Source organism: Ruicaihuangia caeni (assembly GCF_029952955.1).
Lineage (GTDB): Bacteria > Actinomycetota > Actinomycetes > Actinomycetales > Microbacteriaceae > Ruicaihuangia > Ruicaihuangia caeni.
Genome location: NZ_JASATX010000001.1, coordinates 877,731 through 896,736, shown reverse-complemented (window position 1 = coordinate 896,736; position 19,006 = coordinate 877,731). Strand labels below are relative to the sequence as shown.

18 protein-coding genes are annotated in these 19,006 nt (G+C 67.7%); 9 read left to right on the top strand and 9 right to left on the bottom strand.

The genetic code is table 11. The features are described 5' to 3' along the window. Positions 1 to 57: 57 nt before the first annotated feature. On the bottom strand, positions 58 to 1,263 hold the full coding sequence (gene glgA, locus QF206_RS04125; protein ID WP_281487911.1) for a glycogen synthase: 1,206 nt from the start codon (positions 1,261 to 1,263) through the stop codon (positions 58 to 60). 45 nt (positions 1,264 to 1,308) lie between these two features. On the opposite strand from glgA, the gene glgC reads away from it, so the two are divergent. Continuing rightward, complete coding sequence (gene glgC / locus QF206_RS04120; RefSeq protein WP_281487910.1) at positions 1,309 to 2,547, top strand: glucose-1-phosphate adenylyltransferase; 1,239 nt, start codon at positions 1,309 to 1,311, stop codon at positions 2,545 to 2,547. A gap of 77 nt (positions 2,548 to 2,624) precedes the next feature. Beyond that, a complete protein-coding gene (gene serB / locus QF206_RS04115) occupies positions 2,625 to 3,269 on the top strand; it encodes a phosphoserine phosphatase SerB (RefSeq protein ID WP_281487909.1) in 645 nt (214 codons plus the stop codon). A 118-nt stretch (positions 3,270 to 3,387) separates the two neighbouring features. On the opposite strand, the gene fabG is transcribed toward serB, so the two are convergent. After that, on the bottom strand, positions 3,388 to 4,101 hold the full coding sequence (fabG, locus tag QF206_RS04110) for a 3-oxoacyl-ACP reductase FabG (RefSeq protein WP_281487908.1): 714 nt from the start codon (positions 4,099 to 4,101) through the stop codon (positions 3,388 to 3,390). 158 nt (positions 4,102 to 4,259) lie between these two features. Between fabG and QF206_RS04105 the strand changes: the two genes are divergently transcribed. The 3 genes from QF206_RS04105 (at position 4,260) to QF206_RS04095 (ending at position 5,694) form a co-directional block, all read left to right on the top strand. Then, the gene (locus QF206_RS04105; protein ID WP_281487907.1) at positions 4,260 to 4,610 is read left to right on the top strand and encodes a DUF3099 domain-containing protein; all 351 of its coding nucleotides are present in this window, start codon (positions 4,260 to 4,262) and stop codon (positions 4,608 to 4,610) included. Between the two features lie 110 nt (positions 4,611 to 4,720). Then, entirely contained in the window at positions 4,721 to 4,852 is a 132-nt protein-coding gene (locus QF206_RS12440; RefSeq protein WP_340309583.1) for a hypothetical protein, read from the top strand. Beyond that, complete coding sequence (locus QF206_RS04095) at positions 4,849 to 5,694, top strand: SURF1 family cytochrome oxidase biogenesis protein (RefSeq protein WP_281487905.1); 846 nt, start codon at positions 4,849 to 4,851, stop codon at positions 5,692 to 5,694. The genes QF206_RS12440 and QF206_RS04095 overlap by 4 nt, the downstream gene beginning before the upstream one ends. Positions 5,695 to 5,797: 103 nt before the next feature. On the opposite strand, the gene QF206_RS04090 is transcribed toward QF206_RS04095, so the two are convergent. The 6 genes from QF206_RS04090 to sufB are packed head-to-tail and all read right to left on the bottom strand — an operon-like array spanning position 5,798 to position 11,454. Then, a complete protein-coding gene (locus QF206_RS04090; protein WP_281487904.1) occupies positions 5,798 to 7,396 on the bottom strand; it encodes an ABC-F family ATP-binding cassette domain-containing protein in 1,599 nt (532 codons plus the stop codon). Between the two features lies 1 nt (position 7,397). Continuing rightward, a complete protein-coding gene (locus tag QF206_RS04085) occupies positions 7,398 to 7,730 on the bottom strand; it encodes a metal-sulfur cluster assembly factor (RefSeq protein WP_281487903.1) in 333 nt (110 codons plus the stop codon). 4 nt (positions 7,731 to 7,734) lie between these two features. Then, on the bottom strand, positions 7,735 to 8,499 hold the full coding sequence (sufC, locus tag QF206_RS04080) for a Fe-S cluster assembly ATPase SufC (protein WP_281487902.1): 765 nt from the start codon (positions 8,497 to 8,499) through the stop codon (positions 7,735 to 7,737). Between the two features lie 24 nt (positions 8,500 to 8,523). Beyond that, positions 8,524 to 8,850, bottom strand: coding sequence for a non-heme iron oxygenase ferredoxin subunit (locus QF206_RS04075; protein WP_281487901.1), 327 nt, complete (start codon positions 8,848 to 8,850; stop codon positions 8,524 to 8,526). Continuing rightward, entirely contained in the window at positions 8,850 to 10,034 is a 1,185-nt protein-coding gene (gene sufD / locus QF206_RS04070; protein WP_281487900.1) for a Fe-S cluster assembly protein SufD, read from the bottom strand. The genes QF206_RS04075 and sufD overlap by 1 nt, the downstream gene beginning before the upstream one ends. 1 nt (position 10,035) lies before the next feature. Continuing rightward, positions 10,036 to 11,454: a Fe-S cluster assembly protein SufB gene (gene sufB / locus QF206_RS04065; RefSeq protein WP_281487899.1), complete on the bottom strand. Its 1,419-nt coding sequence runs from the start codon at positions 11,452 to 11,454 to the stop codon at positions 10,036 to 10,038. A gap of 234 nt (positions 11,455 to 11,688) precedes the next feature. Here sufB and QF206_RS04060 point away from each other — a divergent pair, with 234 nt between their 5' ends. Further along, complete coding sequence (locus QF206_RS04060; protein ID WP_422785347.1) at positions 11,689 to 12,636, top strand: COX15/CtaA family protein; 948 nt, start codon at positions 11,689 to 11,691, stop codon at positions 12,634 to 12,636. 388 nt (positions 12,637 to 13,024) lie between these two features. On the opposite strand, the gene QF206_RS04055 is transcribed toward QF206_RS04060, so the two are convergent. Then, entirely contained in the window at positions 13,025 to 13,945 is a 921-nt protein-coding gene (locus QF206_RS04055) for a heme o synthase (protein ID WP_281487898.1), read from the bottom strand. A 229-nt stretch (positions 13,946 to 14,174) separates the two neighbouring features. Between QF206_RS04055 and tkt the strand changes: the two genes are divergently transcribed. Genes tkt through QF206_RS04040 form a run of 3 tightly spaced genes read left to right on the top strand, consistent with a single transcriptional unit; the run spans position 14,175 to position 18,996 of the window. Further along, the gene (tkt, locus tag QF206_RS04050) at positions 14,175 to 16,268 is read left to right on the top strand and encodes a transketolase (RefSeq protein WP_281487897.1); all 2,094 of its coding nucleotides are present in this window, start codon (positions 14,175 to 14,177) and stop codon (positions 16,266 to 16,268) included. 26 nt (positions 16,269 to 16,294) lie between these two features. Further along, a complete protein-coding gene (gene tal / locus QF206_RS04045) occupies positions 16,295 to 17,407 on the top strand; it encodes a transaldolase (protein ID WP_281487896.1) in 1,113 nt (370 codons plus the stop codon). After that, positions 17,404 to 18,996: a glucose-6-phosphate isomerase gene (locus QF206_RS04040; protein WP_281487895.1), complete on the top strand. Its 1,593-nt coding sequence runs from the start codon at positions 17,404 to 17,406 to the stop codon at positions 18,994 to 18,996. Before tal ends, QF206_RS04040 begins: the two co-directional genes overlap by 4 nt. Positions 18,997 to 19,006: the final 10 nt, after the last annotated feature.

The following is a 19,006-nucleotide window of genomic DNA, read 5'->3' as shown; positions in this document are numbered from 1 at the left end:
GAGCAGGGCCGGAACGACGGACCCGCGATCGTCACGGGGCGCGGCCGTCCTGTCCGTTCAGTCGGTTCCGCCCATGAGCGAGCGGTACACCCCAAGCGTTCGGTCGGCGATCCGGTCCCAGCCGAACTCCGCCTCGGCTCTCGCCCGGCCTGCGCGGCCCATGCGCGCAGCTGCCTCGGGATCGTCGACGACCTCGTTGAGGGCGTCAGCGAGGTCGCGCTCGAAGCGCTCGGGGTCGAGCGGTGTTCCGGTGCCGTCATCGAGCTGCTCCACGGGCACGAGGCGCCCGGTGACGCCATCATCCACAACCTCTGGGATGCCGCCGGTGGCCGTCGCCACGACCGCTGCGCCGCAGGCCATGGCCTCGAGGTTCACGATGCCGAGAGGCTCGTACAGCGAGGGGCACACGAACACCGTGGCCGCCGTGAGCAGCGCGGCGAGCTCACGCTGTGCCAGCAGCCGTTCGTGCCACACGACGCCGCCTCGCGATGCCTCGAGTTCCTGCACCTCGCGCTTGACCTCCTCGAGCAGTTCTGGTGTGTCAGGGGCCCCGGCGCAGAGCACGAGCTGCACGTCGGCGGGCAGGTTGCGGGCGGCGCGAAGCAGATGGGGAAGACCCTTCTGCCGCGTGATGCGGCCCACGAACACGACGCTCGGGCGCTGAGGGTCGACACCGAGACTCCGCACGAGGTCTGGGTCGTCGACGGGCCTCCACCGATCGGTATCGATGCCGTTGTGCACCACGTGCACGCGGTCCTCCGCGATCGCAGGGTAGGAGCCGAGGAGGTCGCGACGCATGCCGTGGCTCACTGCGATCACAGCGTCTGCCGACTCGATGGCAGCGCGTTCGATCCAGCTCGAGACTCGATAGCCTCCCCCGAGCTGCTCGGCCTTCCACGGTCGAAGCGGTTCAAGACTGTGGGCGGTCATCACATGCGGCACACCGTGCAGCAGCTTCGCGAGGTGTCCGGCCCCGTTCGCGTACCAGGTGTGCGAGTGCACCAGATCGGCGCCGCCGGCATCCTGGGCCATCAGCAGGTCGACTCCGAGCGTGCGCAGGGCCGGGTTGGACTGCGAGAGCTCCGCCGGTGCTGCGTACGCGCGGACATCCTCAGCGTGGCGCTCCGCGCCGAAGCATCGGACCCCGACCTCGAACCCGCTCGGGGCCCCGTTGCGGAGCGCCCGCACCAGTTCGTCCACATGCACGCCCGCGCCGCCGTAGATCTCGGGCGGGAACTCGCGGGTGAACACTTCTACGCGCATAGCCAGAACCTAGTCCGCCGGCACGCTCGGGCCTACTGTGGGCGCATGGGGGCGCCCAAGGTGTTCGGCATCGTCCTCGCCGGGGGCGAGGGCAAACGGCTGATGCCACTGACCGCCGACCGCGCGAAGCCGGCCGTGCCCTTCGCGGGCAGCTATCGGCTGATCGATTTCGCGCTCTCGAACCTCATCAACTCAGGGCTGCTGCAGATCGTCGTGCTCACCCAGTACAAGTCGCACAGCCTCGACCGTCATGTATCGCAGGTGTGGCGGTTGAGCGGTGTGCTGAATTCGTACATCGCATCGGTCCCTGCTCAGCAGCGGCTGGGGAAGCGCTGGTTCTCAGGCTCTGCCGACGCCATCTTCCAGAGCCTCAACCTCATCCGCGACGAACGACCGGACATCGTCGTCGTCGTCGGCGCCGACCACGTCTACCGCATGGACTTCGCACAGATGGTCGACGCGCATATCGATAGCGGCGCGGGCGTGACCGTCGCGGCCATCCGACAGCCGATCGGCTTCGCAGACCAGTTCGGCGTCATCGAGGCGGAGCCCGACGACCCGGGCCGGATCGCCCGCTTCCTCGAGAAGCCGAGGGATGCCGCCGGTCTTCCAGACTCGCCCGACGAGATCCTCGCCTCGATGGGCAACTATGTCTTCGACGCCGACGTGCTGATCGACGCTGTCACACGCGACGGCGCGAGGCCGGGCTCGGGGCACGACATGGGCGGCGACATCGTTCCCGATTTCGTCTCGCGCGGTGACGCCGCTGTGTACGACTTCAGGAACAACGAGGTGCCAGGATCGACCGACCGGGACCGCTCCTACTGGCGCGATGTCGGCACGATCGAGTCCTTCTTCGAAGCGCACCAGGATCTCGTGTCGAAGCTCCCAGTGTTCAACCTCTACAACCGTGCCTGGCCGATTCATAACCAGCAGCTCAATGCTCCCCCGGCGAAGCTCGTGCGCGATGCTTCAGGAGTCGCCGGAACAGCGATCGACTCCCTGGTGTCGCAAGGATGCGTGGTGTCGGGCGCATCGATCAAACGCAGCGTGCTCGGCCCCTGGGTGTCGCTGGACTCGGGCACCGAGGTCGCTGATTCAGTGCTGTTCGAACGGGTCGAGGTCGGCGCGGGGGCCAGAGTGCGCAACGCTATCCTTGACAAAGAGGTCGTCGTCGCGCCCGGTGCCGAGATCGGCTTCGACACCGCCGCGGATCGCGCACGCGGATTCACCGTCACGGAGTCGGGAATCACCGTGGTGGGCAAAGGCTCGCTCGTCGGTTGAGCCGCTCCGCGGTCGAGTGCGGGCGGATGCCGGGGCGACCCGCGGCATCCTGACCACAAGTGAAAGGCCCCTCCCGAATGGCGCGACCCGCCCGGTTCCTCGTCGTGCTCGATGTCGATTCGACGCTCATCGAGAACGAGGTGATCGAACTGCTCGCGGAAGAGGCGGGTTCGCTGGATGAGGTCGCCGACATCACCGAGCGCGCCATGAACGGCGAGCTCGATTTCGCCGCCAGTCTTCGGGCGCGGGTCGCGACGCTCACCGGGCTCAGCACCGGCGTGTTCGAGCGTGCCCGGCAGCGCGTCACCGTGACCAACGGTGCCGAGCGGCTCATCGAGGGCGTGCACTCCGCCGGGGGTCGCGTCGGCGTCGTATCGGGCGGGTTCCACGAGGTGCTCGACCCGATCGCCGAGGAGCTCTCGTTGTGGAACTGGTCGGCGAACCGGTTGGCGGTGCTCGATGACCGGCTCACTGGCGAGGTCGACGGGCCGATCATCGATGCGGAAGCGAAGGCGGAAGCGCTGCGCCGCTGGGCGGGCGAGCTCGGCGTGCCGATGTCGCGCACGGTCGCGATCGGCGACGGTGCCAACGATCTGAAGATGATGGCCATCGCCGGGCTGTCGGTCGCCTTCGACGCCAAGGAGCCCGTGCGGCGGGCAGCAGCGGTCTCACTCGATCAGCGAGACCTCGGCCAGGTGCTGCCGCTCCTCGGCTTGCGCTGACGCGCTTCCCCAGCGCTGTGCAGGCCCGCGGTCGTCTTGGAACGGCCTCGTCGAGCCGATGCTCACGGCCGGCCTGCTGATCAGACGCGCCGGCGCTTCGTGGAGGTTCGGGGGTCGCTCAGTGCCCCATGCCGAGGCCACCGTCGACCGGAATGACGGCACCCGAGATGTACGCCGCGTCGTCGCTCGCCAGCCAGGTGATGGCCTTCGCGACCTCTTCCGGCCGGGCGAATCGGCCGGCGGGGATGTTGCGCTTGTACTCGGCCTGCGTCGCCTCCGGGAGCACCGCGGTCATCTCTGTCTCGATGAACCCCGGCGCGACGACATTCGCGGTGATCCCGCGGGAGCCCAGTTCGCGAGTCAGCGAGCGTGCGATGCCGATGAGCCCGCTCTTCGACGCCGAGTAGTTGATCTGGCCTGCTGAGCCGTACAGGCCCACCACGCTCGACACGAGCACGACCCGGCCGAACTTCGCCTTCAGCATGCCCTTGGCGGCACGCTTGACCACGCGGAAGGCGCCGCTCAGATTGGTGTCGACCACATCGGTGAAGTCGTCCTCGCTCATGCGCAGCAGGAGCGTGTCGCGCGTCACACCCGCGTTGGCTACGACGACCTCGACCGGTCCGAACTTCTGCTCGACCTCGGTGAACGCGGCGTCGATCGACGCGGCATCCGTCACATCGGCACGCACAGTGAGGCTCCCCTCGGGGCCCTCACCAGAGCGCGCGGTCACCGCGACGCGGTGGCCCTCCGCGAGGAACGCCTCGGCGATCGCGAAGCCGATACCGCGGTTGCCGCCGGTGATGAGCACGGTGCGAGGAGTCGTCGTCATGGATTCGAGCCTATCGTCGCGCCAAGCGGTGCCCTCCCTTCTCTCGGTTCAGCCAAGAGCGCCGAGCGCGAGGTCCCGGCGATCTCGCTCAAACAACAAGGGGTCTGCACGCAGCGCGGCGGCGTACCCTTGGAGCAGACCATGGATCACATCCCCCGATGAAGCACCGCACCGCGATCACGACGCTTCCGCTCTCCCCCGACGAGGAGCGCGGCATCCGCATGCTCAAGTACGGCATTGCGATGGGCGTCAGGCTCGCGTGCGTGATCGCGTGCTTCTTCACCCCGGGCTGGTGGATCCTCGTACCGGCGGTCGGAGCGGTCGTGCTGCCCTACGTCGCCGTCGTGATCGCCAATGTGCAGCGCACGGCTCCAGGCGCTGTCGAACGTCCTGGAGGACTCGTGCGTCATGACGACGGCCGGTGGTTCACCGCCGATCAGCAGGAACAGCAACGTCAGCAAGGTCCGCAAGGTCAGCAGGGCGCTTCTGGTGAGGGCGATCGATCGTGATCGGACTCGGGGGCGGCCCGGCGGGCCGCGTCTGCTCACGCGCGGGTTGCGGTGCGGCCGCTGCGTGGTGCATCAATTGGCGCAACCCACGCATTCATCCTGAGAGCCGGGTGAAGATCTGGCTCGCCTGCGACGACCATCGGGATTGGTTGCGCGACTACCTCGCCGCACGTGCGTTCCCGGTCGTCGTCACCCCGATCGATGAGCCGCTCGAGCGGCTTCCTGAGGAGACGCCTGCGTGAACCGGCTTCGTTTCGTCATGAATCGCCGCTGGGCCGGGTACCTCGGCGTGGCCGTGCTCTTCGCGATCGCCTGCGTGCTGTTGAGCCGTTGGCAGTGGGCTCGGCTCGACGAGGTGCGCGCCGAGAACGAGCGCGTCGCCCAGAACTGGGATCGCGACGTGCAGCCGATAGATGAGGTGCTGCCGACGCTCGATGACTGGCACGACGACCTCAAGTGGACACCCGTGGAGCTTCACGGGCGCTACCTCGCCGACGAGCAGTTGCTGGTGAGGAACCGCCCCATGAACGGCCAGCCGGGCTTCGCGGTGGTCGTCCCGTTCAAGACCGACGCCGGGGCGGTCTTCGTGGTCGACCGCGGATGGGTTCCGACCGGCAGTGAGCAGGACGCGCCGGATGCCGTGCCCGCCCCGCCCGCCGGAGACGTCACCGTCGTCGCCCGGCTCAAGCCCGGTGAGCCCACCCTTCCCGGACGCAGCGCGCCCGAGGGTCAGCTCGCTACTGTGCACCTTCCCACGGTCGAGGAGAAGGTCGGTGAGCCGACGTACACGAACGCCTACGGCTTGCTCGCGAGCGAGAGCCCTGCCCCCGCAGAGTCGGCTCCCCTGGCGACGCCGAAACCGCCAGAGGACGAGGGCCCCCACCTCTCATACGCGCTGCAGTGGATCGCCTTCGCCGTGATGGGCTTCATCGGGCTCGGCTGGGCGGTGCGCACCGAGTACCGCATCCGGAACGCCGACGACCCGAAGGTCCGCATGCAGGAGGAGCGCCGCAGCGAGCGGCGCAAGGCCAAGGGCCCGAGCGACGCCGAGATCGAGGACGCGCTCATCGATTCGCACCGCTGACCGGCGGCATCCGAGGTCGCAGCCGGCAGCCCAGCACCAGCCCCGCCCAGCGGCACGTCGCCGCGCACGGGTTGCACGACGTCTCCGTCGGCACTGAACGGCGTCAGGCAAGTTCGACGAGCTCGGCGTAGTCCTTGTTCCAGTGGTCCTCGACGCCGTCCGGCAGGATGAGCACCCGCTCTGGGTTCAGTGCCTCCACGGCGCCCGCGTCGTGGGAGACGAGCACCACCGCGCCGGTGTAGCCCGCGAGCGCCCCGAGGATCTCTTCGCGGCTGGCCGGGTCGAGGTTGTTCGTCGGCTCGTCGAGCAGCAATACATTCGCGCCCGAGACCACGATCATCGCGAGGGCGAGACGGGTCTTCTCGCCGCCGGAGAGCACCCCGGCCGGCTTGAGCACATCGTCGCCGGTGAAGAGGAACGATCCGAGCACGCGCCGCGCTTCTGTCTCGGTGAGCTGAGGAGACGCGGAGACCATGTTCTGCAGCACCGTGCGCTTCACGTCGATCGTCTCGTGCTCTTGCGCGTAGTACCCGATGCGCAGGCCGTGGCCGGGCTCGATCACCCCCGTGTCGGGCTCGTCCACACCGGCCAGCATTCGCAACAGGGTGGTCTTGCCTGCGCCGTTCAGCCCGAGCACGACCACCTTCGACCCGCGGTCGATCGCGAGGTCGACGGCAGTGAAGATCTCGAGCGAGCCGTAGCTCTTGCTCAGATTCTTCGCCTGGAGCGGCGTTCGGCCGCACGCGGCCGGTTCGGGGAAGCGCAGCTTGGCCACGCGGTCGACGGCCCGCACCGCTTCGAGGCCGGCGAGCAGCTTCTCCGCGCGAGCCACCATCTGGTGGGCTGCGGCGGCCTTGGTCGCCTTGGCACCGAAGCGCGCCGCCTGCAGTTGCAGCGCGGTCGCCTTCTTCTCGGCGTTGAGCCGCTCCTTCTTGCGCCGTTCCTCATCGGCTTCGCGCTGGCGGAGGTAGTGCTTCCACCCCATGTTGTAGATGTCGATGACCTGGCGGTTCGCGTCGAGGTAGAAGACCTTGTTGACCGTCTCGCCGACGAGCTCGATGTCGTGGCTGATGACGATGAACCCGCCCGAGTATCCCTTGAGGAACTCCCGGAGCCACACGACCGAGTCCGCATCGAGGTGGTTGGTCGGCTCGTCGAGGATCATCGTGCTCGCATCCGAGAACAGGATGCGGGCGAGCTCGATCCGTCGGCGCTGCCCGCCCGAGAGCGTCTTCAGGGGCTGATCGAGAATACGGTCGGGCAGGTTGAGGTTGCTCGCGATCGAGGCGGCTTCGGCCTCAGCGGCGTACCCGCCGAGGGCGAGGAAGCGGTCGGTGAGCCGTCCATAGCGGTGCATCGCGGCATCCGCGATCGAGGCATCGTCGCTGGCCATCTCCTCGGTCGCCCTCTGCATGCCGAGCACGATCTGGCCGAGCCCGCGGGCATCGAGGATTCTCGTTCGCGCGAGCTGTTCGGGATCGCCGGAACGAGGGTCCTGCGGCAAGTAGCCGATCTCACCCGAGCGGGAGATCGTTCCCCCGGTGGGCAGGGTCTCGCCCGCGAGGGCTCTGGTGAGGGTGGTCTTGCCGGCACCATTTCGGCCGACGAGCCCGATCTTGTCGCCGCGATCGACCCGGAAGTCGACGCCCTCCATCAATAGGCGGGCGCCGACGCGGATCTCGAGGCCTTGTACGGCCAGCACGTCAGATCGAGAAGCCGAGCGCGCGCATCATGTCGCGCCCGTCTTCGGTGATGCGCTCCGGGCCCCACGGCGGCATCCACACCCAATTGATGCGGAACCGCTCCACCACGCCGTCGAGCGACTGCGCGGTCTGCTCCTCGATCACATCAGTGAGCGGGCATCCGGCCGACGTCAGCGTCATGCTGACGACCAGCGCGTCGGCTTCGTCGTCCCACGTGAGGTCATAGATGAGCCCGAGGTCGACGATGTTGACGCCGAGCTCGGGGTCCATGACGTCCTTCAGCGCCTCTTCGACCTGGTCGAAGAGTGCCGGTGCGAGAGCCGAGGTTGCCATGGGCTCAGTTTACGCCGCTGCCGCTGAGGAACCGGTCATAGCCCTCTTCCTCAAGGCGCTCGGCGAGCTCGGGACCACCCTCCTCGGCGATGCGGCCGTCGACGAAGACGTGCACGAAGTCGGGCTTGATGTAGCGAAGGATCCGCGTGTAGTGCGTGATCAGCATGATGCCGAGGCCGTTCGCTTCGCGCGCCTTGTTCACACCGTCGGAGACGATCTTCAGCGCGTCGACGTCGAGTCCGGAGTCGGTCTCGTCGAGCACCGCGAACTTCGGCTTCAGCAGCTCGAGCTGCACGATCTCGTGACGCTTCTTCTCGCCGCCGGAGAAGCCCTCATTGAGGTTGCGCTCCGCGAACGAGGAGTCCATGCGCAGGTTCTGCATGGCTTCACGCATCTCCTTGATCCACGGCCGCAGCGCCGGGGCTTCCCCGTCGATGGCGGTCTTCGCGGTGCGCAGGAAGTTCGCGACCGTCACCCCTGGCACTTCGACCGGGTACTGCATGGCGAGGAAGAGACCGGCGCGGGCGCGCTCGTCCACGCTCATCTCGAGCACGTCCTCACCGTCGAGCGTGATGGTGCCGCTGTCGACGGTGTAGCGCGGGTGACCGGCGATCGTGTAGGCCAGGGTCGACTTGCCGGAGCCGTTGGGGCCCATGATGGCGTGGATCTCGTTGCTGTTCAGCGTGAGGTCGACGCCCTTGAGGATCTGCTTCGCACCCTGATCGGTGTCGATGCTGACGTGAAGGTCCTTGATTTCGAGAACTGACATGTCGTGTGTACTCAATCCTGTTGTTCAGACGGCGACAGTGTCGCTCGGGTCGATGTAGATGGCACCGTCGCGAATCGTGACGACGTAGACGGGCACGGGTTCGTAGGCGGGCAGCGTCAGAGGACGGCCGGTGGTGAGCTCGAACTTGGAGCCGTGGGCCCAGCATTCGAGCGTTCCGTCTTCGACGAAGCCCTCGGAGAGCGAGATGTCGCCGTGGGTGCAGGTGTCTCCGATTGCGTGGATGTCACCCGCCGAGTCCTTCACGACGGCGATCGGCACGCCGTCGATCACGACGCGTTTCGCTTGATTGACCCCGACCTCGTCGATGCCGCAAGCGCGCGTTGCCGCCATCACGCTCTCCCGCTCGCGGCGACCTCGGCCTCGAGCAGCGCTTCGAGTCGCTCTTCGAGCTCGGCATCACCGATCTGCTGCACGATCTCGAGCAGGAAGCCGAGCACGACGAGGCGTCGGGCCTCGTCCTCCGGCACGCCGCGCGACTGCAGGTAGAAGAGCTGCTCGTCGTCGAAACGGCCGGTGGTGCTGGCGTGGCCGGCGCCTTCGATCTGACCGGTCTCGATCTCGAGGTTCGGGATCGAGTCGGCGCGGGTGCCGTCGCTGAGCACGAGGTTCCGGTTCTGCTCGTAGCTGTCGGTGCCGGGAGCGCTTCGAGCGATGAGGACATCGCCCACCCAGACCGTGCGCGCGCCCTCGCCGTTCAGCGCGCCCTTGTAGTTGACGCGGCTGCGGGTGTTGGGCGCATCGTGGTGCACGAACACGCGCTGCTCGAGGTGCTGCCCGGCATCCGCGAAGTACAGACCGAGCAGTTCGCCGTTCGCGCCCTGCTCTGCGAGGTGGGCCGACGGGTTCACGCGAACCACGCCGCCGCCGAGCGAGACCTGGATGTGGCGCAGAGTCGCGTCGCGGCCAATGCGGGCGAAGTGGCTCGCCAGGTGGTGGGCGCTGTCGTCCCACTCCTGCAGCGTCACGACTGTGAGGTTCGCGCCGTCTTCGACGACGATCTCGACGTTCTCGCTGAGCCGCGCGTCGCCGGTGTTCTGCAGCAGCACGAGCGCCTGGGAGTTCGGCTTGGCCGTGATCACGGTGTGCGCGGCACGAGGGGTATCGCCGAGCTGCGAGCGGTCGAGCTTGAAGCGCGAGGGCTCCTCACCCGACACCGTGATCGCGAGCGCCTTGGCGAAATTCGTCCAGGCGTTGGCGGAAGCGCGCTCTTCGGGGATGCCGGCGCGGCCGATACGAGCGTCATCGCGGCCGATCCACTCGACGGTCACGCCGTCGACCGAGGCGTGCTCGATCGGGTAGTCGGCGCCGTCGAGCTCGCCGTCGATGAGCTCGCGAATCCTGTCGACCGGGGTGAGCTTCCACTCCTGCTCGCGGCCGGTGACCGGCGGATGCTGGTCGTGCTGCGTCGAGGTGAAGCGCTCCGAGCGCGTCTGAACAGGGACCAGTCCCCATCCGCCGTCGCTGTGCTCCTTGAAACCGTGCTGTCCGGGGGCGGTGGTCGTAGGGGCGGTCATATCAGCCGACTGATCCTTCCATGCTCATCTCGATGAGCTTGTTCAGTTCGAGCGCGTACTCCATTGGCAGTTCGCGCGCGATCGGCTCGATGAAGCCGCGCACGATCATCGCCATCGCCTCTGCCTCTTCAATGCCACGCGACTGCAGGTAGAACAACTGCTCCTCGCTCACGCGCGACACAGTGGCCTCGTGCCCGAGCTGCACGTCGTCGACGCGGATGTCGATCGCCGGGTACGTGTCGGAGCGCGAGATCGTGTCGACGAGCAGCGCATCGCAGTTCACCGTGTTCGCGGAGTGGTGCGCCTTCGCGTCGATCCTCACCTCGCCTCGGTATCCCGTGCGGCCGCCACCGCGGGCGATCGACTTCGACAGGATGTTCGAGCTCGTGTACGGAGCCATGTGGATCATCTTCGCGCCGGCGTCCTGGTGCTGGCCGGGACCGGCGAAGGCGACCGAGAGCGTCTCGCCCTTCGCGTGCTCGCCCATCAGGAAGATCGACGGGTACTTCATGGTGACCTTGGAGCCGATGTTGCCGTCGACCCATTCCATGGTGGCGCCCTCGTGGGCGACCGCGCGCTTGGTCACGAGGTTGTACACGTTGCTCGACCAGTTCTGGATGGTCGTGTACCGCACCCGCGCGTTCTTCTTGACGATGATCTCGACGACCGCCGAGTGCAGCGAGTCGCTCTTGTAGATGGGAGCGGTGCAGCCCTCGATGTAGTGCACGTAGCTGCCCTCATCGGCGATGATCAGCGTGCGCTCGAACTGGCCCATGTTCTCGGTGTTGATCCGGAAGTAGGCCTGCAACGGGATCTCGACGTGCACCCCCGGTGGGACGTACACGAACGATCCGCCCGACCAGACGGCAGTGTTCAGCGCTGCGAACTTGTTGTCGCCTGACGGGATCACCGTGCCGAAGTACTCCTCGAAGAACTCGGGGTGCTCCTTGAGCGCGGTGTCGGTGTCGAGGAAGAGGACGCCCTGCTCCTCCAGATCCTCGCGGATCTGGTGGTACACGACCTCCGACTCGTACTGCGCGGCGACGCCGGCGACGAGCCGCTGGCGCTCGGCCTCGGGGATGCCGAGGCGCTCGTAGGTGTTCTTGATCTCCTCCGGAAGCTCCTCCCAAGAGCTGGCCTGCTTCTCGGTGGAGCGCACGAAGTACTTGATGTTGTCGAAATCGATCCCGCTGAGGTCGGCGCCCCAGGTGGGCATCGGCTTGCGGTCGAAGATCTTGAGCGCGTTCAGGCGGCGCTGCAGCATCCAGTCCGGTTCGTCCTTCAGGCGCGAGATGTCTTCGACCACCTCATTCGACAGCCCGCGACGAGCGGAAGCGCCCGCCACATCCGGGTCGGACCAACCGAACTCGTACTGTCCAAGACCGTCGAGTTCTGGCCGTTCGATGAGCACGTCAGACATAACTCCCTCTCTTCCCCCGGTTACAACCGATGGGGCTGCTCCGGCATTCCTGACACAGCGAAGCAGCGGGAGCAGACGGTGGCCAGCGCCGGTGCGCGGTTGCTTAGACTTGACGACGACGCTCGGCCCTGATCGGCACGGCGTCAACCCTGACTCCCGGCGATGGCTGTGTTCTTGGAACCCGGCCAATTCTACAGAGAATGCGCTGAAAAGGAACGGAAGGACATCCGGCACGTGACCACGCCCGCCGTGCGGCCCTCACTCCCCCGCCGAGGCCTCGCCGCCCGGCTGCCCGCGACGGTCGACCGGCGCGTGCGGCTGTTCGCCTGGCTCTCGTTCCTGAGCGAGGTGCTCATCATCGGCACCGGCGGCGCAGTGCGTCTCACCGGTTCGGGTCTCGGCTGCCCGACCTGGCCCACGTGCACGCCCGAATCCCTCGTGCCGACCCCCGAGATGGGCATCCACGGGGTGATCGAGTTCGGCAACCGAACCATGACGGGCCTCGTCGGCATCCTGGCGGTCCTGGTGCTCGTGCTCATCTGGCGCTTCCGGCGCCAGCGGCGCGACCTCTTCGTGCTCGCCTGCATCGTCCTCGGTGGTGTGGTTGCGCAGGCGGTCATCGGCGGCATCACAGTGTGGACGGGGCTCAACCCGTTCATCGTGGGCTTCCACTACGTCGCGTCTCTGCTCCTCGTGTGCGTGACAGCAGCGTTCCTCGTCTTCGCCTATGAACCGGCCGGTCCGAGGGTGCGCACGGTGCAGCGGGGCTTCGCCGCGCTCGCGCACGCGACGAGCGCGGCACTCGCGCTCACCATCGTCTTCGGTGTGATCACCACCGGCGCCGGCCCGCACTCCGGAGACGCGGATGCCGGGCGCAACGGATTCAATGCAGAACTGCTCGAGCATGTGCACGCGTGGCCGAGCTACGCGCTGTTCGCGCTCACTGTCGCGCTGGTGATCGCCTCTTACCGCACGCGCTTCGGCGGTCGTCGTTGGGTGGTCGCCCTGCTGGCGATCGAGCTCGTGCAGATCGGAGTCGGCCTGTACCAGGCGAGAAACGGCTTGCCTGCGCTCTCCGTGGGTGCGCACATGGTGCTCGCGGCGCTCACGGCCGCTGCGATGACCGTGGTGCTGCTGCGCATGAAGCGCCGAGAGCCGCTCGAGCAGACGGCCGTGGCGTAACCCCGCTCGAGCAGACGGCCGTGGCGTAACCCCGCTCGAGCAGACGGCCGTGGCGTAACACACAGGTCCCCGCTTGACGGTAGGCGCCGCCTGAGCACTTGGGGGCCGCGCCCGCTCGCCAGCGGTCGCCGGCGCCGCTCACGAACCGTGGGTGGCCGCTCACCACTCGCGGGAGCGCTGTGACCCTCCTTCGGTCGCGCCATCGACGGCTTCAGGCAGCGCCTGCTCGGCACTTCGGGCAGCATCCGCGCACGATTCGCGGAAGCCCGCGTCACGAGCCAGGGCAGCGCCAACCACTGCTTGCGACCAGCGCCGCCCGTTCACTGCGGCGGCGTTGTGCCGCTCACACGCGTGCGGGGAAGCCGGGTGCGCTAGTGAGCGGCTCCCGTCAGAAGGGCAGCAGCGGGTCGACGCCGACGGCGACGAAGAGCAGCGTCAGGTAGGTGATGCTGGCCTTGAACACGAGCATGGGCTTCGGCTCTTCGCCACGGATCGCCCTGTTGTACAGACGGTGGGTCTCGGCGATGAACCAGAAGCCTGAGCCTGCGGCGACGACGGTGTAGACGATGCCCATGGGCGCGACCGGAACGAGCAGCAGCGAGGCGGCCACGGTGGCCCACGCGTACAGGATCGTCTGCAGCCCCACGGCCGCGCGACCGCGAGTGACCGCCAGCATCGGCACGCTCGCGCTCTCATAGTCGGCGCGGTACTTCATCGACAGCGGCCAGTAGTGCGGTGGCGTCCAGAGGAAGACGACGAGGAACAGGATGAGCGGCGCCCAGTCGACGCGTTCGGTGACCGCGGCCCAGCCGATGAGCACCGGGAAGCAGCCGGCGATGCCGCCCCAGACGATGTTCTGCTCGGTGCGGCGCTTGAGCACCAGGGTGTACACGACCACGTAGAAGAAGATGGCCGCGACCGACAGTGCGGCGGTCAGCGGGTTCGTGAACACCAGCAGCCACACGGTGGAGAGCACCGCGAGCACCCACGAGAAGATCAGCGCAGCTCGAGGGGTGATCTCGCCAGTGACGAGCGGCCGGTTCTCGGTGCGATGCATCAGGCGGTCGATGTCGCGGTCGATGTAGCAGTTGAACGAGCTCGCCGCGCTCGCACTGAGCGTGCCGCCGATGAGCGTCGCGACCACGAGCCAGAGGTTCGGGATGCCGCGCTCGGCGAGGATCATCACGGGCGCAGTCGTCACGAGCAACAACTCGGTCACCCTGGGCTTGGTGAGCGAGACGTATGCCTTGAGGGTGCGGCGGAAGCCGATGCTCGGACGCTCGGTCGTGCTGGAAACGGCTGCGCTCATTGCTCCTCGAAAACTGCTGATCCGGGTGGCCCGAGTCTAGTCGATGCGTATGTGGGCCTTCCCTATACTTGAGGTTGCTCGCCCGATGGGGTGCGGCATCCCTCGAGGCGGAGTACACCGTCCTCGACGACACCAGCGCCGTGCTGAGTGGAATCCGTGCTGATACCCGTAGGTGGCCGCACGCGAGGATCGACACCGCTCCGGCGCCGCAGAGAAGGGTTGTTATCCAGTGGCAGCACTCGAGTGGGAGTCCATCGACGATCAGGCGGTCGATACGGCGCGCATCCTCGCAGCCGACGCCGTTGAGAAGGTGGGCAACGGACACCCGGGCACCGCGATGAGCCTGGCACCCGCTGCGTATCTGCTGTTCCAGAAGGTGATGCGCCACGACCCCTCCGACCAGCACTGGCTCGGCCGCGACCGGTTCATCCTCTCCGCCGGGCACACATCGCTGACGCAGTACGTGCAGCTCTACCTCGGCGGATACGGCCTGGAACTCGATGACCTCGAGGCGCTGCGCACCTGGGGCTCGAAGACCCCCGGACACCCTGAGTACGGGCACACCGACGGCGTCGAGATCACCACCGGACCTCTGGGCCAGGGCCTCGCGTCGGCTGTCGGCTTCGCTTACGCGCAGCGCTTCGAACGCGGTCTCTTCGACCCTGAGGCCCCTGCCGGCACCAGTCCCTTCGACCACCACATCTACGTGATCGCCAGCGACGGCGACCTGCAGGAGGGCGTGACCAGCGAGGCCAGCTCGCTCGCGGGACATCAGCAGCTCGGCAACCTGGTCGTGATCTACGACAGCAACCAGATCTCGATCGAAGACGACACCGACATCGCGTTCACCGAGGACGTCGCGAAGCGGTACGAGGCCTATGGCTGGCAGGTGCTCACGGTCGACTGGAAGAAGACCGGCGAGTACGTCGAGGACGTAGCCGAACTTCACCGGGCCATCGAAGAGGCCAAGGCGGAGACGAGCAAGCCCTCGCTCATCGTCCTGAAGACCATCATCGGCTGGCCGTCGCCGCACAAGCAGAACACCGGCAAGATCCACGGCTCCGCCCTCGGCGCCGACGAACTCGCCGCGGTCAAGCGAGTACTGGGGTTCGACCCCGAGAAGCACTTCGCTGTCGCCGACGACGTGATCGCGCACACTCGCAAGGCGGTCGACCGGGGCCGCGCGGTACGCGCGGAGTGGCAGAAGGACTTCGACAGCTGGGCCGCCGCCAACCCTGACCGGAAGCAGCTGCTCGATCGTCTGCTCGCCGGTGAGCTGCCCGCCGACATCGACGACGCACTCCCAGTATTCGAAGCGGGCAAGGACGTGTCGACTCGCGCAGCATCCGGCAAGGTGCTCGGCGCGCTCGGCGCCGCGCTTCCCGAGCTCTGGGGCGGTTCCGCCGACCTGGCGGAGTCGAACAACACGACCATCGAGGGTGCGGCGTCGTTCGTCCCCACCGAGCGCTCGACCGAGCTCTGGAAGGGCGACCCCTATGGCCGGGTGCTTCACTTCGGCATCCGCGAGCACGCCATGGCCTCGATCCTCAATGGCATCGTCCTGCACGGCCCCACCCGCCCCTTCGGCGGCACATTCCTGATCTTCAGCGACTACATGCGGCCCGCGGTGCGCCTGGCAGCGCTCATGAAGGTGCCGTCGATCTTCGTCTGGACGCATGACTCCGTCGCGCTGGGCGAAGACGGGCCGACCCACCAGCCGATCGAGCAGCTCTCCTCCTTGCGGGCCATCCCCGGGCTCGACGTGGTGCGGCCCGCTGATGCCAACGAGGTCGCCTGGGCCTGGAAGACGATGCTCACGCGTCGTCACGCCCCGGCAGGCATCGCTTTGACGCGCCAGAACGTGCCCGTGTTCGAACGGGGTGACGGCGATGCTCACGGCGACACGCTCGCCTCCGCGAGCAACGTCGCCAAGGGTGCATACGTGCTCGCCGAGGCCCCAGGCGGTGCGGCTGACGTCATCCTCATCGCCACCGGTTCGGAGGTGCAGCTGGCGCTGGAGGCGCGCGAGCGCCTTGCCAGCGACGGCATCAACGCCCGTGTGGTCTCTGCTCCTTGCCTCGAGTGGTTCGAGGAGCAGAGCAGCGAATATCGCGAGTCGGTGCTGCCAGCATCCGTTCGCGCTCGGGTCTCGGTCGAAGCCGGGCTCGGACTCAGCTGGAGGGGCATCGTGGGAGATGCGGGCCGCAGCGTCTCGATCGAGCACTTCGGTGCCTCGGCCGATTACAAGACGCTGTTCCGCGAGTTCGGAATCACGACGGATGCCGTGGTGTCCGCAGCCAAGGAGTCGCTGGCGGCGCTCTGAGCCCCGCCGGTCAGGAAGGAACCGAGATGTCCGCAACCACCCCCACCCAAGCCCTCTCCGAACTCGGAGTCAGCATCTGGCTCGATGATCTCTCGCGCGAGCGCATCCTCTCCGGAGACCTCAAGCGCCTGATGGACGAGCGCAATGTCGTCGGCGTGACGACCAACCCCACGATCTTCGCCAACGCCCTCTCCAAGGGGCACGCCTACGACCAGCAGGTCGCCGAGCTGGCGAAGCAGGGCGCGGATGTCCAGACGGCGGTGTTCGAGATCACCACTCACGACGTCGCCAGCGCCTGCGACATCATGCGTCCCGTCTACGACGCGACCGACGGCCGTGACGGCCGGGTGTCGATCGAGGTCGAGCCGGGGCTCGCCCACGATGCTGCCGGCACCATCGCCGAGGCCAAGACGCTGTGGGAGAAGGTCGACCGGCCCAACGTCATGATCAAGATCCCGGCGACGGATGCCGGGCTCGAAGCGATCACCGCAGCCACCGCGGCGGGGATCAGCGTCAACGTCACGCTCATCTTCAGCCTCGACCGCTACCGCCAGGTCATCAACGCCTACCTGCTCGGTCTGGAGCAGGCGCGACAGGCCGGCATCGACCTCTCGACCATCCGCTCGGTCGCCTCGTTCTTCGTGTCGCGCGTCGACACCGAGATCGACAAGCGGCTCGAGACGATCGGCACCGACGAGGCGCTGGCGCTCAAGGGCAAGGCCGGCGTCGCGAACGCTCGGCTCGCCTATCAGGTCTTCGAGCAGTCGTTCGAGACCGAGCGGGCTCGAATGCTGCTTGACGCCGGAGCTCACCGCCAGCGCCCGCTGTGGGCGTCGACAGGCGTCAAGGACCCTGCTCTCCCCGACACGCTGTACGTCGTCGAGCTCGCGGTGCCCGACACCGTGAACACCATGCCCGAGAAGACCCTCGAGGCCACCTTCGATCACGCCGAGGTGCTCGGCGACCGCATCACGGGCGAGTACGACGACGCCGAGCGCGTGCTCGACGCCATTGCGGCGCTCGGCATCTCCTACGCCGACGTGACGCAGTTGCTCGAGCGCGAGGGGGTCGAGAAGTTCGGCGCCTCCTGGGATGAGCTCCTGGCGGATCTCGAGGCGGCGCTCGAGGCAGCACGATGACCGTCGAGATCGCGGCGCGGGGCGCCGCCAAGGAGGCCATCGACCGCACCGTGCCGCAACTGGTGGACGATCTCGTCGCCAGCCGGATCACGGCCCAGGACGAGACGCTCTGGGGCCCGGATGCCGAGGCGGAGGCGTCGATCAGGCTCGGCTGGACCGAGGCCGTCGCCGTCTCGGAGCCCCTCGTGGAAGAGATCATCGAGCTTCGCGATCAGCTCCGCGAAGCGGGCGTGAACCACATCGTGCTCGGTGGAATGGGCGGTTCGTCGCTCGCGCCCGAGGTCATCACACGCACACAGGGCGTCGACCTGACGGTGCTCGACTCGACCGATCCCGGTCAGGTGCGAGCGGCCCTCAGTGACCGCCTTGCGACGACTGCGGTGGTCATCTCGTCGAAGTCGGGCAGCACGGTCGAGACCGACAGCCAGAAGCGCGTGTATGAAGCGGCCTTCCGCGAGATCGGGATCGACCCGGCAGAGCGCATCGTCGTCGTGACCGACCCAGGCTCGCCGCTCGATCGTTCCGCCCGCGAAGACGGATACCGCGTCTTCAACGCCGACCCGAACGTCGGCGGCCGCTACTCGGCGCTGACCGCCTTCGGGCTGGTGCCGTCGGGGCTTGCGGGGGCCGACATCCGCGAACTGCTCGACGAGGCCGAGGCCGTGACGCTGCAGCTCGCCCAGGACTCCCCCACCAACCCGGGGCTCATCCTCGGCGCCGTGATGGCTGGGACGAAGCCGCTCAAGGACAAGCTGGTGATCGTCGCCGACGGCACCCATATCCGCGGTTTCGCCGACTGGGCCGAGCAGCTCATCGCCGAGTCGACCGGCAAGCACGGAACCGGCATCCTGCCCGTCGTGGCCGGACCGGACGCGCCTGAGGTGACGCACCCGCCTGCTGATGTGCAGGTCGTGCGCCTGGTGGCGGATGCCGCAGCCACCCGCGAGGTGAACGAGGGCGAAGTCGAGATCTCGGGCTCGCTCGGCGCTCAGCTGCTCGTATGGGAGTACGCGACGGCGGTGGCCGGTCGCCTGCTGGGAATCAACCCGTTCGACCAGCCCGATGTTGAGTCGGCGAAGGCGGCGGCCCGCGGCATGCTCGACGATCGTCCGGCTCCTACTCCGCCGCTGTTCACGGATGACGGCATCGAGGTCCGCGGCGACATCGGTCAAGGGCAGCAAACCCTCGACGGCGCGCTTCAGGCGCTGCTCGGCTCGCTCGGCAGCGACGGGTATGTGGCTATTCACGCCTACACCGACCGCACCGCGTACCCGGAGCTCGAGTCGCTCCGCGACGCCGTCGCGCGTCGCACGGGCCGCCCGGTGACCTTCGGCTGGGGACCCCGCTTCCTGCACTCGACCGGGCAGTTCCACAAGGGCGGTCCGGCAGTGGGCGTGTTCCTGCAACTGCTGGCGCCATCGGCGGATGACGTCGAGATCCCTGGTCGGCCGTTCACCTTCGGCGAGCTCATCGCAGCTCAGGCTGCCGGTGATGCCACGGTCCTGGCCGAGCACGGCAGGCCGGTGCTCACGCTCACGCTGACCGACGTCGCCGCGGGCGCAGCAGCGCTGCGCCGGCTGCTCGGCTGAGTCTGCGCGC

Excerpts from the sequence above, each read along its gene's own strand:
- QF206_RS04085 (WP_281487903.1), bottom strand. The coding sequence starts at position 7,730 with ATGGCAACCTCGGCTCTCGCACCGGCACTCTTCGACCAGGTCGAAGAG.
- sufD (WP_281487900.1), bottom strand. The coding sequence starts at position 10,034 with ATGACCGCCCCTACGACCACCGCCCCCGGACAGCACGGTTTCAAGGAG.
- sufB (WP_281487899.1), bottom strand. The coding sequence starts at position 11,454 with ATGTCTGACGTGCTCATCGAACGGCCAGAACTCGACGGTCTTGGACAG.
- glgC (WP_281487910.1), top strand. The coding sequence starts at position 1,309 with ATGGGGGCGCCCAAGGTGTTCGGCATCGTCCTCGCCGGGGGCGAGGGC.
- QF206_RS04105 (WP_281487907.1), top strand. The coding sequence starts at position 4,260 with ATGAAGCACCGCACCGCGATCACGACGCTTCCGCTCTCCCCCGACGAG.
- glgA (WP_281487911.1), bottom strand. The coding sequence starts at position 1,263 with ATGCGCGTAGAAGTGTTCACCCGCGAGTTCCCGCCCGAGATCTACGGC.
- fabG (WP_281487908.1), bottom strand. The coding sequence starts at position 4,101 with ATGACGACGACTCCTCGCACCGTGCTCATCACCGGCGGCAACCGCGGT.
- sufC (WP_281487902.1), bottom strand. The coding sequence starts at position 8,499 with ATGTCAGTTCTCGAAATCAAGGACCTTCACGTCAGCATCGACACCGAT.
- QF206_RS04055 (WP_281487898.1), bottom strand. The coding sequence starts at position 13,945 with ATGAGCGCAGCCGTTTCCAGCACGACCGAGCGTCCGAGCATCGGCTTC.
- QF206_RS04040 (WP_281487895.1), top strand. The coding sequence starts at position 17,404 with ATGACCGTCGAGATCGCGGCGCGGGGCGCCGCCAAGGAGGCCATCGAC.
- QF206_RS04075 (WP_281487901.1), bottom strand. The coding sequence starts at position 8,850 with ATGGCGGCAACGCGCGCTTGCGGCATCGACGAGGTCGGGGTCAATCAA.
- tal (WP_281487896.1), top strand. The coding sequence starts at position 16,295 with ATGTCCGCAACCACCCCCACCCAAGCCCTCTCCGAACTCGGAGTCAGC.
- serB (WP_281487909.1), top strand. The coding sequence starts at position 2,625 with ATGGCGCGACCCGCCCGGTTCCTCGTCGTGCTCGATGTCGATTCGACG.